The sequence below is a fragment of the Bacillus cabrialesii genome (genome assembly GCF_004124315.2).
GTDB lineage: Bacteria > Bacillota > Bacilli > Bacillales > Bacillaceae > Bacillus > Bacillus cabrialesii.
The window spans coordinates 1,372,858-1,386,242 of record NZ_CP096889.1 but is presented as its reverse complement, the minus strand read 5'-3'; the positions used below and the strand labels follow the sequence as shown (position 1 = coordinate 1,386,242).

At 44.0% G+C, this 13,385-nt stretch carries 19 protein-coding genes; 6 read left to right on the top strand and 13 right to left on the bottom strand.

From position 1 onward, the window contains the following. Positions 1–3 precede the first annotated feature (3 nt). On the bottom strand, positions 4–150 hold the full coding sequence (locus tag EFK13_RS07200) for a hypothetical protein (RefSeq protein ID WP_129505961.1): 147 nt from the start codon (positions 148–150) through the stop codon (positions 4–6). Between the two features lie 77 nt (positions 151–227). Continuing rightward, a complete protein-coding gene (locus EFK13_RS07195; protein ID WP_129505962.1) occupies positions 228–1,178 on the bottom strand; it encodes a ring-cleaving dioxygenase in 951 nt (316 codons plus the stop codon). A gap of 386 nt (positions 1,179–1,564) precedes the next feature. Here EFK13_RS07195 and steT point away from each other — a divergent pair, with 386 nt between their 5' ends. The 6 genes from steT (at position 1,565) to spoIISC (ending at position 6,038) form a co-directional block, all read left to right on the top strand. Beyond that, positions 1,565–2,881, top strand: coding sequence for a serine/threonine exchanger (gene steT / locus EFK13_RS07190; RefSeq protein WP_129505963.1), 1,317 nt, complete (start codon positions 1,565–1,567; stop codon positions 2,879–2,881). Between the two features lie 276 nt (positions 2,882–3,157). After that, the gene (locus EFK13_RS07185) at positions 3,158–3,775 is read left to right on the top strand and encodes a DUF47 domain-containing protein (protein ID WP_003218470.1); all 618 of its coding nucleotides are present in this window, start codon (positions 3,158–3,160) and stop codon (positions 3,773–3,775) included. Positions 3,776–3,787: 12 nt separating this feature from the next. Then, positions 3,788–4,789, top strand: coding sequence for an inorganic phosphate transporter (locus EFK13_RS07180; RefSeq protein ID WP_129505964.1), 1,002 nt, complete (start codon positions 3,788–3,790; stop codon positions 4,787–4,789). Between the two features lie 109 nt (positions 4,790–4,898). Next, positions 4,899–5,645: a toxin-antitoxin-antitoxin system toxin SpoIISA gene (gene spoIISA, locus EFK13_RS07175; RefSeq protein ID WP_129505965.1), complete on the top strand. Its 747-nt coding sequence runs from the start codon at positions 4,899–4,901 to the stop codon at positions 5,643–5,645. Then, positions 5,645–5,815 carry a three component toxin-antitoxin-antitoxin system antitoxin SpoIISB gene (spoIISB, locus tag EFK13_RS07170; RefSeq protein ID WP_064813250.1) on the top strand — a complete coding sequence of 57 codons (171 nt, stop codon included), beginning with the start codon at positions 5,645–5,647 and terminating at the stop codon, positions 5,813–5,815. The genes spoIISA and spoIISB overlap by 1 nt, the downstream gene beginning before the upstream one ends. 85 nt (positions 5,816–5,900) lie before the next feature. After that, positions 5,901–6,038: a three component toxin-antitoxin-antitoxin system antitoxin SpoIISC gene (gene spoIISC, locus EFK13_RS07165; protein WP_119913750.1), complete on the top strand. Its 138-nt coding sequence runs from the start codon at positions 5,901–5,903 to the stop codon at positions 6,036–6,038. Positions 6,039–6,065: 27 nt separating this feature from the next. Here spoIISC and EFK13_RS07160 read toward each other — a convergent pair whose 3' ends face one another. Genes EFK13_RS07160 through EFK13_RS07110 form a run of 11 tightly spaced genes read right to left on the bottom strand, consistent with a single transcriptional unit; the run spans position 6,066 to position 13,368 of the window. Continuing rightward, positions 6,066–6,959, bottom strand: coding sequence for an N-acetylmuramoyl-L-alanine amidase (locus EFK13_RS07160; RefSeq protein WP_129505966.1), 894 nt, complete (start codon positions 6,957–6,959; stop codon positions 6,066–6,068). Between the two features lie 12 nt (positions 6,960–6,971). Further along, positions 6,972–7,235, bottom strand: coding sequence for a phage holin (locus tag EFK13_RS07155; protein ID WP_129505967.1), 264 nt, complete (start codon positions 7,233–7,235; stop codon positions 6,972–6,974). A 12-nt stretch (positions 7,236–7,247) separates the two neighbouring features. Further along, complete coding sequence (locus tag EFK13_RS07150) at positions 7,248–7,517, bottom strand: hemolysin XhlA family protein (protein WP_119997125.1); 270 nt, start codon at positions 7,515–7,517, stop codon at positions 7,248–7,250. A gap of 49 nt (positions 7,518–7,566) precedes the next feature. Further along, positions 7,567–8,409 (bottom strand): phage-like element PBSX protein XepA, encoded by an 843-nt coding sequence (xepA, locus tag EFK13_RS07145; RefSeq protein ID WP_129505968.1) that lies wholly within the window; start codon positions 8,407–8,409, stop codon positions 7,567–7,569. 44 nt (positions 8,410–8,453) lie between these two features. Then, positions 8,454–8,618 carry an XkdX family protein gene (locus tag EFK13_RS07140; protein ID WP_075745568.1) on the bottom strand — a complete coding sequence of 55 codons (165 nt, stop codon included), beginning with the start codon at positions 8,616–8,618 and terminating at the stop codon, positions 8,454–8,456. Then, entirely contained in the window at positions 8,615–8,944 is a 330-nt protein-coding gene (locus EFK13_RS07135) for an XkdW family protein (RefSeq protein WP_129505969.1), read from the bottom strand. The genes EFK13_RS07140 and EFK13_RS07135 overlap by 4 nt, the downstream gene beginning before the upstream one ends. A gap of 11 nt (positions 8,945–8,955) precedes the next feature. Beyond that, positions 8,956–11,070, bottom strand: a complete 2,115-nt coding sequence (locus EFK13_RS07130) for a terminase (RefSeq protein WP_129505970.1) — start codon at positions 11,068–11,070, stop codon at positions 8,956–8,958. Positions 11,071–11,072: 2 nt separating this feature from the next. Continuing rightward, positions 11,073–11,345 (bottom strand): hypothetical protein, encoded by a 273-nt coding sequence (locus EFK13_RS07125; RefSeq protein WP_003232665.1) that lies wholly within the window; start codon positions 11,343–11,345, stop codon positions 11,073–11,075. Then, entirely contained in the window at positions 11,342–11,920 is a 579-nt protein-coding gene (locus tag EFK13_RS07120) for a YmfQ family protein (protein WP_129505971.1), read from the bottom strand. The genes EFK13_RS07125 and EFK13_RS07120 overlap by 4 nt, the downstream gene beginning before the upstream one ends. Beyond that, entirely contained in the window at positions 11,904–12,950 is a 1,047-nt protein-coding gene (locus EFK13_RS07115) for a baseplate J/gp47 family protein (RefSeq protein ID WP_129505972.1), read from the bottom strand. The genes EFK13_RS07120 and EFK13_RS07115 overlap by 17 nt, the downstream gene beginning before the upstream one ends. Then, entirely contained in the window at positions 12,943–13,368 is a 426-nt protein-coding gene (locus EFK13_RS07110) for a DUF2634 domain-containing protein (protein WP_129505973.1), read from the bottom strand. The genes EFK13_RS07115 and EFK13_RS07110 overlap by 8 nt, the downstream gene beginning before the upstream one ends. Between the last annotated feature and the right edge of the window lie 17 nt (positions 13,369–13,385).

The window sequence follows — 13,385 nt, the reverse complement described above, 5'->3', positions numbered from 1 at the left end:
TTTTCACTCCTTTTTGTCTAACTTTGAAATAGTGTAACAAGCAAATATGAATAAACTATTAATAAACAAAGACAATATTTTTGCCGAGTCCATTTCATACCGATCGCCCATATACACAACGGATTTTAAGCCTTTTCTCCCAATCGGCATCTGACATGCCGTCTCAAAATGTATGACGACAATAAAAAAACCTTCCGGCGCCGCCGGAAGGCAAATGAATTGCGATTTTATTGAATCGGTTTTAGTTTTGCTTCAATTTCAGCTCTTCGATGTTCAAGATACGGAGGAAGAGCGATCGTTTGGCCAAGCTCATCAAGATTTTCATCAACCATAAAGCCCGGTCCGTCAGTTGATAGCTCGAACAAAATACCGTTCGGCTCTCTGAAATACAGCGCCTTGAAGTAGTAGCGTTCAACGATGCCTGAATTGCTATAGCCTTCACGGCTGATGATCTGGTGCCACCCGGCAAGTTCTTCTTCATCTCTGACCCGAAATGCGACATGGTGAACACTTCCTTTGCCTTGGCGCTCGCGCGGAAGATCGTTTCTTTCTAATAAATGGATTTCCGTTGCCGCGCCTCCTTCTCCAGATTCCAAAATAATAGCGGTTCCTTGTCCTTCGACTGCTTCACGGCTGATTTCTGTAAATCCAAGAATATTCGTTAATACGTGTAAGGTCGCTTCAGCGTATGGCACAGTCAGTTCAACCGGCCCTAACCCGCGAAACGAAAATTCTTCAGGAATGCCGCTTTGTTTAACAGGCAGACCATATCCTTTGCCTTTCTCATCAGCAGTCAGCACGAGGCGCTGTCCTTCATGATCTTGGAATGCCAATATGTCACGTCCTGCTCTTTTGGTGATGCCGCTATGCGCCACCTGATGCTCTTCAAAACGTTCTTTCCAGTAATGCAGGGCTTCTGTGCTTGGAACACGCAAACCAATAGAAGAAATACTGTTTGTTCCCGCATGAAACGGCGCAATACGGGGAATCTCGAAAAACGTCAGCTCAGTTCCCGGATTTGCCACTTCATCTCCGTAAAACAGATGGTACATTGTCGGTTCATCTTGGTTGACGGATTTTTTGACAAGCTTTAACCCTAATACCTTCTTATAGAAATCTAAGTTTTTTTGTGCGTCGGCTGTTAGTGCTGACACGTGGTGAATGCCGTTGACTTTCATATGCTGTCCCTCCAGGTCATTTTATCTCGATTTCGAGATATCGTATCATAGTTGTACATTTATTGTTCTAGTAACAAGGTATTTTATTCCCACGGGAAAGTCAACTTATCAGCTTCAGCGAAGGCTTGTTATTGCGCAGACTCCTCATAGCGCACTCCAAATCGGTTAAAACACGTATGTGAAATACGAACTATAAAATATAAAACACATATATTTATTCGGTTCCTACTTAATAAAGCAGGCGTTTCCACCAATTTATCAGCCATACACAAAGCAAATATCGAAAATCAGAAAATTTATTTTATTTCACTTTTCTAAAATAGGGTTTACAATATGAAAAATAGATTCTTCATCATGAAGCTTCAACATCATAGGAGGTTAAGGACATGCATACTGAAGACAACGGTTTGAAAAAAGAGATAGGCCTCTTGTTTGCCCTTACTCTTGTCATCGGAACCATTATCGGGTCTGGTGTTTTTATGAAGCCTGGCGCTGTGCTCGCTTATTCTGGCGATTCAAAAACAGCGCTTTTCGCCTGGCTGTTAGGCGGTATTTTAACACTGGCGGGCGGTTTGACAATCGCGGAAATCGGAACGCAGATTCCAAAAACCGGCGGGCTTTATACGTATCTTGAAGAAGTGTACGGCGAGTTTTGGGGATTTTTGTGCGGCTGGGTGCAAATTATCATTTACGGGCCGGCCATTATTGCCGCGCTGGGTTTATATTTTGGATCTTTAATGGCGAATCTTTTCGGCTGGGGATCTGGATTATCAAAGGTAATCGGAATTATAGCCGTTCTCTTTTTATGCGTCATTAATATTATCGGTACAAAATACGGGGGCTTTGTCCAAACGCTGACAACGATCGGTAAGCTGATCCCGATTGCATGCATCATTATTTTTGGCCTTTGGAAAGGCGATCAGCACATCTTCACAGCAGTAAACGAAAGCATTTCCGATATGAACTTCGGGGCAGCTATTTTGGCTACACTATTTGCGTACGACGGATGGATTCTTCTAGCCGCTCTCGGCGGTGAAATGAAAAATCCCGAAAAGCTGCTGCCGCGTGCAATGACGGGCGGATTATTAATCGTAACAGCCGTCTATATTTTCATTAACTTTGCATTGCTTCACATCCTGTCTGCGAACGAAATTGTCACACTTGGCGAAAATGCGACAAGCACTGCCGCCACCATGCTGTTCGGTTCAATCGGCGGAAAGCTGATCAGTGTCGGGATCATTGTCAGCATCTTTGGCTGCTTAAACGGAAAGGTCCTTTCTTTCCCGCGTGTTTCATTTGCGATGGCAGAGCGCAAACAGCTTCCATTCGCTGAAAAGCTGTCACACGTACACCCGACGTTCCGCACACCATGGATTGCGATTTCCTTCCAGATTGCTGTGGCTTTGATCATGATGCTGATCAGCAACCCTGATAAACTGTCGGAAATCTCGATTTTCATGATCTACATTTTTTATGTGATGGCTTTTTTTGCGGTCTTTATCCTCCGCAAGCGAGCAAAGGGAGAAAAGCGCGCCTACAGTGTTCCGCTTTACCCATTCATGCCGATTTTGGCAATCGCGGGCTCATTTTTTGTATTAGGCAGCACACTCATCACAGATACACTGAGCTGCGGATTATCCATCCTCATCGGCCTTGCCGGACTGCCTGTTTATTACTGGATGAAAAAACGAAAAGCAAGCTGATAAAACGGTTCCCTTGTTTAGGGAACCGTTTTTTGGTGAAACAGAAGATAAAAGTTGACAGGAAAAACACAACTTTTGATATACTTTTTACGTTAAGCAGAAATTTTTTGCAAACTTGGGTCGTTTTTTTGAAGCGAAGTAGGCCAAAATAAGGAGACATGATTTAACGAAAAAGTCAAGCCGTGTTTTTTTCGACTTTACCTGTTTTTTTTCGACAAAAGGCTATATAATAATTTGATGTGTGCATTGTCTCATTCAAACTATGGAGGGTTTTTAATGATAAGAAGAAAAAAAGATAAGTTCTCACTCCTTTTAACAGAAATTGCAAAGAACATAGACGAAACTGCAGAATATTTTGTGAATTTTAAGGTCACCAACCAAACGACGCTTAAAGAATTTGCAGATACGTTAAAGGAATATGAAACAAAAGGTGACAATCATGTTCATGTCATGATTAAAGAGCTTAACAAAGCGTTCATCACTCCTATTGAACGCGAAGATATCCTTCAGCTGACAAACAGCCTGGATGATGTGCTTGACGGAATCGAACATTTCTCTGCCATGATGGAGATTTTCTCAATTACTTCATCAGACGAGCATATCGATAAATTCAGCGGATACATCAGAGAATGTGCGAAAGAAATTTTAATTACAATTGAGCTGCTGGCAGAAAACCGCTTAAAGGATATTCAGCCTCACGCGATTAAAATTAAAGAGTATGAGCACAGCTGTGACAACCTGCACAGAAAATCATTAAAGAATCTTTTCGGAAATGAAACAGACCCGATCAAAGTTATTCAATATCGTGAAATTTATGAAACGCTTGAAGAAATTGCCGACTCTTGCCAAAGTGTTGCCAACAATCTTGAAACCATCATTATGAAAAACGCGTAACGAGGGGTTAAAATGGATATTCTATTAATATTAACGATACTAATAGTCATTTGTGCTCTGGCGTTTGATTTCATCAACGGGTTTCATGATACGGCGAACGCAATTGCGACTTCGGTATCGACAAAAGCGCTGAAACCGCGCCACGCCATTATATTGGCGGCTGTGATGAACTTTATCGGAGCAATGACATTTACAGGTGTTGCCAAAACCATTACGAAAGACATTGTGGATCCTTATACGCTGGAAAATGGTTCTGTTGTGATTTTGGCTGCGTTAATCGCTGCGATTGCCTGGAACCTGATCACATGGTACTACGGCATCCCAAGCAGTTCATCCCATGCCATCATCGGGGCAATTGCCGGTGCGGCAGTAGCGGCAGCCGGGTTTGCTTCGTTAAATTATAAAGGCTTCATTAAAATCATTGAAGCACTGATCCTTTCACCGATTCTTGCTTTTGTCGTTGGGTATATTTTATACAGCATCGTCAAGCTGATATTCAAAGACAGCAATTTGGCGAAAACGAACAAGCAATTCCGCAGAGTGCAGATTCTGACAGCTGCCCTGCAATCGTATACACACGGCACAAACGACGCGCAAAAAGCAATGGGAATTATCACAATGGCTCTCATCACTGCGAATTTACATACTTCTGCTAATGATATTCCAACCTGGGTGCAATTTGCCTGCGCGACAGCCATGGGTCTCGGAACATCAATCGGCGGCTGGAAAATCATCAAAACCGTTGGTGGAAAGATCATGAAAATTCGTCCGGTAAACGGTGTTTCCGCTGACTTAACCGGGGCTGCCATTATTTTCGGCGCCACATTTATTCATTTGCCGGTTAGTACGACCCACGTCATTTCTTCATCAATCCTTGGCGTCGGTGCGTCACACCGGGTAAAAGGCGTAAACTGGGGCACAGCCAAGCGGATGCTTATTACATGGGTCATTACGCTACCGATTTCAGCGACACTTGGCGCCATCGCCTACTTTATTTTAAATATGATATTTTAATGTTACACCGCTTCTGTTAAAGAAGCGGTTTTTTTGTTGGAACAGGAAAACCATCCGTATCTCTCGAATACAATAAGCAGAACCTAATTCAGATGTGAGGGATTAATGTATGCTTTTATTCTTTCAGATCATGGTCTGGTGCATCATGGCCGGATTGGGCTTATACGTGTACGCCACTTGGCGTTTCGAAGCGAAGGTCAAAGAAAAAATGTCCGCCATCCGGAAAACATGGTATTTGCTGTTTGTTCTGGGCGCTATGGTATACTGGACATATGACCCCTCGTCCCTGTTTGCCGACTGGGAACGGTATCTCATTGTCGCCGTCAGTTTTGCTTTAATCGATGCTTTCATCTTCCTAAGTGCATACGTCAAAAAACTGGCCGGCAGCGAGCTGGAAACAGACACAAGAGAAATTCTCGAAGAAAACAACGAAATGCTCCACATGTATCTCAATCGGCTGAAAACATACCAATACCTATTGAAAAACGAACCGATCCATGTTTATTATGGAAGTGTAGATGCATATGCTGAAGGTATTGATAAGCTGCTGAAAACCTATGCCGATAAAATGAACTTAACGGCCTCTCTTTGTCACTATTCGACACAGGCTGATAAAGACCGGTTAACCGAGCACATGGACGATCCGGCAGACGTACAAACACGGCTCGATCGAAAGGATGTTTATTACGACCAGGACGGTAAGGTGGTTCTCATCCCTTTTACCATCGAGACACAGAGCTATGTCATCAAGCTGACGTCTGACAGCATTGTCACGGAGTTTGATTATTTGCTTTTCACATCATTAACGAGCATATATGATTTGGTGCTGCCAATTGAGGAGGAAGGTGAAGGATAATGGAACGCGCGTATCAAAACGGATGCGAGCCCCGAGCGGCGAAGCCGTTTAAAATCCTGAAAAAACGTTCAACCACCAGTGTCGCAAGCTATCAAGTCAGTCCGCATACAGCAAGAATCTTCAAAGAAAACGAACGGCTGATTGACGAGTATAAACGAAAAAAAGCATGATCACACTAAAAGGACAAGGGAAAACAGCTCTTGTCCTTATTCCTTTTCTGATGAGGGTTACATATACTAAAACAAACAGAGGATATTGTCAGGTGATACAGTGAAAAAATTGGTGAGGCGTGTGAAATTTGTTGATTACGGAAGGTTTGGACTTTCCGGGTATTCGCTTCGGGTGAGGGAGCGGAGTGCAGGGATTTTAAAAAAATTGAAGAAGAAAAAATAAATCCCGGAGAAACTCCGGGATTTTTCGTCAACTTAATTGCGTTGCAATCTTCACTTTTGTCGCCGGCCCATAAATCCCATCGGCCGTTAAACCGTTAACAGACTGAAAACGCGCAACCGCATCCGCTGTTTTCGGCCCGTAAATGCCATCAATTCCGTTGTTGACAGCGCCTTTATCAGGGTAAAAATAGAGAGCGGCCAGTGCTCGCTGCACCTGAAAGACGTGTTCTCCTGAGGTATATGGTGTTGTCAATTGAATGATACCATCAGGGAGCGGATAGAGCTCGGGTTCTTCAGCGTACGACGGAGCACTTACAATCAATACTTGACCGACCTGAATAAGATTCGGGTCTTCGATATTGTTCCACTCTTGCAGTTGAGCAACAGTAACCCCGAATGCTCTCGCGATGGATGTAAGTGTGTCACCTTGTTTTACGACGTAGGTTTGGCTGCCGCCTCCCCCAATTCCCGCTTTGAACGAATCCCACGTATCCAACAGTTTGCGCGGACATTCCTTCCCAGACCAATATTTATGAGGGACGACATTGGCAAGACTGATATTGTGCTCACTCATTAATGTTTTGATCAGCCATTGGGCATTTGCTGTTGCTTGTGCAAAGTCTCCATCGGCATTTTCACAAATTTCAATCCCGATAGAAGCCCGGTTGCCGCTGCCATTTCCATCTCCCGCATGCCAGCCGTTTTCATTTAAAGGCAAATGCTGATAAATTTCTGTATCATCGACTGTAAAATGCCAGCTTGTCGCCGTATCAGGATTTTTCAAATAGCTGGCATGGGCTGCAGCATCCGCTCCGACAGCAGTGTTCGCTGTATTGTGCACGGTAATGTAGAGCGGTGTCATTGCGTAGCCCGGACGGTTATTTGCACCGACTGGAATAAAGTCTTGAATAATGTTCACCATTTTCATCTCTCCTTATTTCGTCAGATTATTTTCCTTTAACAAGTCGCGCTGTTTTTTCCCTTTTTCTGTTACATAGTTGTTTTTAAACCAAGCGGCAAGTGTCGTTCCAATTGTAAAAATGACAGATCCGGCAGAATAAAGCGCGTCAGCAAGCTGATTGACCTGTTCCTCCTGGATATCCAATGGTGATTTGCCAAGCATCAGCATGGTCTGATTGATTAAGGCAACCAAAAGAAGCACCGTCCTAATGACCGTGCCTTTGTCAAACCTTTTCATGAAAATCCCCCTTTAATGCTGCAGCAGGTTGTACATAATGGCGATTGCTCCGCCAATGATCCCTGTGCAAACTGCTGTAATGATGGCACCTGTGATGGTGCGTTTAATCCATGTTGTATTTTCTTCAATTTTGTTTAATTTTTCGTTCAGTGTCATGATTTGCTGGTCTTGCCGGTCTGATACGCGTTCTAATGCGGAAACCCTCTGCTCAAGCGCTTTCTGTTCACCTTTCATGTCTGCTAAATCCTGCTGAAACACATTCACATCTGCCTCTTGCTGCATCATTCACTCCTCCTTTACATGCGGATCACCTCCCTTCCGAGGGCCGAAATTATGATGAAACTGCTGTTCCTTTTATCGAAAGAGTCCCGCCGGTGATACTGGCGATCTCCATGATGATCTCCTTAAACCCTTGAATATCGAAGGCCCATGCTTCAGCTTTCCCTAACGTACTGCAGGCAGCGGATGCATCATCCGATTTCACTCCTCTGATCGGGAGTTTCTGTCCTGACACCGATTTGCCCCAAAATTTGACCTCACTCGTTTCCGCTGTGCCGTATACTTCAACGAGTAAATGAGCGGCGCCGTCCACGGATAATGCAGTGCCCTCGCCAGCGGACTCGGCATTTTCATGAAAGACATGGTCAAATGTGTTGCCGGCTTTTACTTTCAGCCGTCCATCGCCTGTCTGAATCTCCGATAAGTCAATCTGCAAAGGAGCTTTTTGATTTACACGAACGTCCATTTCTCCCGCGCCGACTGATTGGTATAAGACAAACTCTGATTGCTGAAGATTCCCGTTCACATAGCGGAAGCGGTAATAGCGTTTAGAAAGATACACCCAGTCCGTCTCCGTCAGGACACCGGCTGCGACATTAACTGCTGCTGTCGTTGTCCAAACATTGTTGTTGTCGCTTTCTTCTATAAAGAGCGTGCCTTCACGATCTGCATACGCCCAGCCCTTTACTTTCGAAACCAGCACTGCGCCCAGCCGGTCTTGCCCGAGCTGGCTGTATGCCTCAGTCGCCTTTAAGGCCGCGTTCGTTAAAATTTCCGCGACACCCGACAAGTTTGAAACAGGCGTCACAAAATCATTTTTTTCTCCTCTGTAGGGCTTTACTGCTCCGGCTTTTCCAGTCTTATCGAGAGGAAATTCATATTGATACTTCACCATCTTCATCCTCCTTTTCATCTAAAAACAGGCAAAATAAAAAAGCCTTACATGGCTTTACCGGTAATTTCTTTATACTGGTCAGATGTAATCAGCTTTTTGTTCACACCCTCTGCCAGATCCTCAATTGAACAGTCTTTATATGCTAATGCCTGTTTCACCATATCCGCTGTCGCCCACTCATAGTAGAGGGCTAGCACCCAATAATTCATTCAGCAAGATCTCCTTTCAAGGAAAGTAATGAAAGCTTTATATCTGACAGCTCGCTTCCTAATGTTTTGTTCAGTTCTTCAAGCTGCTTGCGTGCCAGCTTTTCCTGTGACAATTCCTGAGCAAGAATCTCCACCTGATCAGGCGGCTCGTACGGCGGGTTTTTTTGCAGCTCTTCCCACCAGGACTCGAGTTCTGCCTGAGTCGGTAACGGGGCCCGGAGATTCCATTTCTCAATGTATGAACCGTTACCGTCATTACGCAATTCAAAATCCTTTCTCGATACTGCTTTTGGATACTTGTACATAATGGCATCATATAAGATCATAAAGGTACCTCCTAAACTCTCGGATAATTTCTTCCGCCAAGCTCCAGAACATCAAAATAATTGAGAACTCCATTTGAATCTGCAACATATCGTGTTACATCCCCGGAATAACCAACATAAACATAAATTTCAACATAATCTCCTGCATCAAGCGGAACTGTAACAGATCCAGTAACGGTTGCATTAAACTCATTATCACTGTTATTGGAAGGGGTAGGCATTCTAAATTGATTCATTAATTTATACTTTGTGCCGTTTACATAAACATATAATTCAAAATTGGAGTATCGCTCAGTATTCTCTATATATAAACTTGCACCGACTAAGTGCATACCTGCATGACTGGCTACAAACCTATTGTTTTTCGTATCAAACAATTTATGACTATCTTTTATAATACGGTTATATTTAATTTTGTTATTTTCTCCTTTAATCAGAGCTTGACGTCCAGTAGTCCCTATATTTACATGAGCAAACCCTGATATCTTCTGCCATGCGGTCCAGCCAGAACCTGCCCACCAATGGCGGATCCAAGTCCCAACATGATCATAACTTCCACTAGTTGTGTCTGCATTTCCATAGAAATACTGAGTAAAGCGATAATTACTATGCTTTTCATTTTTTACAAATCCATAGGTTAACGGGTACCCTGTAGTGTTATTACCTCCTATGTCCATAAAGGTGATACCAGTTGGATAATCATTTCCGCTTGTTCTCGCGTCTTGAATTGCATTTGAGCCTGTATGAACAGTTAATACTTGATTTGTATAATTTGTGTCAACATAGTTTTTTGCATCAGACAAAGCTTTATCCGCTTTAGCTTGAGCAGTGGTTTCTGTTTCAACCTTGTTCCATCCTTGCCACGCAACAGTGCTTCCATCATAATAATTCGTAAAGACATTGTTTCTGTAATCAGTAGCAAAAACCCAACCAAACATACCTTTTCCGTCGGTTGATTGGCTAGTCAAATGAAATACGCCTCTTATTGAAAATGGAGATGGGGCATTTACAGCTTTTCCATGTGCATAAAATGTGCCCATGCCTCTACCTTGATCAATTATTTTTTGAAGAATGTCCTCTCCTTCGTTTGCTGCAATGGACACCCCTCCTAAATCGCTTGTTATTTTAGTAAGCTGAGCCCCATTCCATTTGCTCCTCTCAGCTGATGTAATGTGTATCACTGAATCCTTAGCATGATTAGATACTTTCGCCTCTGCTCCAGCTGTTGTCTCTAATTCAATCCAATCCGACCAGTTTCCTCCTGATATCGTTTTTCGATACGTTTTATTAGCATTATCAAAAGCGATAATTTGCCCGTAATTACCAGTCGCATTAATAGTCCATAAACCCCTGACTGAAGTTCCTGGACCATTCACCGTTTTTGGCATGGAGGTGAAATGAACCATTCCAGTATTCTTCGGAACAATTTCATGAAAATCATCTGTTTCGCTTAAATATATTTTTGCTTGACCGTTGTCTGCTGTGACTTTAAAAAGCTGGCTGTTATTCCACTGGTCTTTGTCCGATTGTGTGACATGCATGTCCGACTTGGCTGCATGAGCGTTCACTTTTGTTTGAGCGCCTTCTGTTGTCTCTAATTCAAACCAATCAGTCCAATTCCCGTTTGAGAGTGTTTTGCGGAATGTCCTATTATCATTTGTCATTACAAGCACATGTCCGTATAACTTACTATCACTGCAAGTCCAAAATCCTCTCCCTGAGCCGCCTGGTGAATTCAGAGGCGATCCCGTATAAGAAAAATAAGTCAATGTAGGATAGTTCATCAGTTCGGTATGGAAATCACTTGTGATATTGAACATAGGCTGTCCATCATCTTTTGTAATCTTAGATAATTGACCTTTGTTCCATTTCTCTCGCTCTTCCTCTGTAACATGCCGCACCTGATCTTGCTCATGCAGTTCAAAATCCTTCTTCGCCGCTTGCTGCACATTATCCACGTTCCCCAGCCCGATTTGCGCCTTTGTTGTGTTGTGGGGGTTGTTCATGTCGTTTTTGTGGGCGGCCAGGTCTGTGTGGGCGTCTTTTATGCCTTTTTCCCAGCGGTTGACGTCGTCTTCGTTAATTGGGTCGTCCGGGAGCCAGTCTGTTTTTTCTTCGTATGCCATGTTTACACCACCTCAAAAGTAAATCTGAAATCGAGTGTTCTGTTTTCGCTGACGTCCAGGTCAGTCTTTCTTTCTGTGATCACATTGCCCAACTCGTCAAAAATTTGGACCGTTTCGATATGCTTAATGTCCTCCTCACGTTTTGTCAGGACGGTGACTGTCGCTCCGTCAATGGCGAGTTCCACTATTTCTGTTTTTTGTCCGTTAAGCAGCACGTGATCAATTCTGCTTTTCAGATCTGCCGCTGTACGTTCTCTGTATATGGTTGAAATCAAGTTAAAACCACCTCATTGTTGTTAAGGGTGACCGAATAACCGACCTTCAGCTCACTGGCTGTTCGGTATCTGCGGTGATTCAGGATGACTGTGTCTTTTATTTGCAGCGTCTCGTTCAATCCGCCTCTGAGCGTATACGCCAAATGAGCGGGCTTCATGTTTTCTATCGCTTCGATCAGCTCATTCATGTGCTGAAGGTCATCAACATTGATATCCACGGTAAAGTGGTATTCGCCGGGAAGCAGGCGGACTTGTGCAGACGGGTTTTTCAAGAAACGGTTCACCGCTTGCTCAATGGCCTTGTAAGTGATTGGCGGGATGTTCGACATTTTTGAAATGAGCCGCAATCGTCTGATCTCCTCAGTGTCACCTGATTCCCGCGGGACGTTTAAAATTTTTTCCCAGCGGCTGAGCCCCCATGTCGCCGTCGGCACGAATAACTGATCCGTCAGATCAAATATGCTGTTATTCTGCTTATCAAACTCAGGCGCTTCCGCTTTCAGCAGCTCGGCCATTTCTTTAAGGCTGGTGAGAAATGGCGGCAGATACGCTGTCATATCATCTAGTTTGCTCAATGATCTTCACCTGCCCAAGCTTAGGAATTTCCACGTCGCTCAGCACCAAATTTTCGGAGGTGCCGTTGATTTTAATATTGGAATAATCACTGACTGACGGTGAATTATAGACGATATTGTTAATTTGCGATAAGCGGATGACGTTATCTTCGAACGCCATTTTCTTAAAGAGATGTAAAACGCCTTCTTCAATTTCCGACCTCACTTCATCAATCGAGTGATTGATCTCGGGCAGCACTTCAGCAGAAATCTCAACTTCCTTCCAGACCGCGCTTTCCACTGTGACAACGGCTCCGATTGGCGCCTGTCCCTCTCCTTGTCCCGGTTCAGGGTCGATATAATCTTTCACTTTTTGGATTAAGATATCGGAAGCCGGCTCGAGATTGGCATTCGTGACGACAATTTTGACCGTACCTTCTCCATTCCAAAGCGGGAAAATCTTTGCTTTTCCGACACCGTCCACTTCTTCAGCCCACTCTTTATAATGCATTTTATTGGCACTGACAGCCTCGCGCCGCACTCTTGTAAAATACCGTTCTCTTAAGCTGTCATCTCCTTCTTCCTCTCGCCCCGGAATGAGGATTTCTTTGACAACGGCTGTTTCTAATCCGGGAATGGTATCCAGTGAGAGTAAATTGCGTCCGGTCAGATTGGCGTTCCCTGCTTCACCAGGTGTTTCACAGACTAGCGTTCCATCTGCTGTATATTGAAAATAAAGATTATCCACATAGAAGCGGGAGCCCGCAGGAATGGTCACGCCAGACGTAAACTCTCCCGCTCTGACCGCCTTTGTCGCGGCTGTCCGTTCAATCCCCGCTTCCGCTGCACGCCGGTCTAAAAATTCGCCTTGCGCGGTATCAGAGAAGACCAGCTCAAGCACAGTATCCAGCCATATATATGACTTCGCAAGCTCGGCTGCCGCCGGGGCTAACGCATTATAAATGACGCTGCCTTCTCTTGTGTCAATATCTGCGGAGATGCTGTTCAGCATACGCTCCATAATCTCTTCAAAGGTCTGATCTTCAAACATTTTCGCCAATCACCTCCTCAATCTCAAGCGTCCCTTCATCTGTCTCCACCACAAAGGAAACATGAAACGTATCGCCTTGTTTTTCTATCTCAAAATCTGTTACAGCAGATATCCGGTCGTCATAAACGAGCGCCTCTTCTATCAGCCTCGGAATCTCCATTTTTTTATAGGCATCGGTCGTTTCATGATCTGTAAGCACGTCCTGAAGCTCATTTCCAACATTATGGCTGTATACGGAGTACGCATATCGTTCTGTTTGTAAGGCGATATACACGAACTGCCTGATCGCTTCAAGCCCGGTAATCAGTTCATTTGTAATTCTTCCGTTTTCAAAGTCTATTTTATAGGTTTGCGAGGTTTCAATGACTTCGCTGTCATCTTCGATATCCTCAAACTCCACTTCTGGTGTCAGGGCCATGATGCCCACTCCTTTTT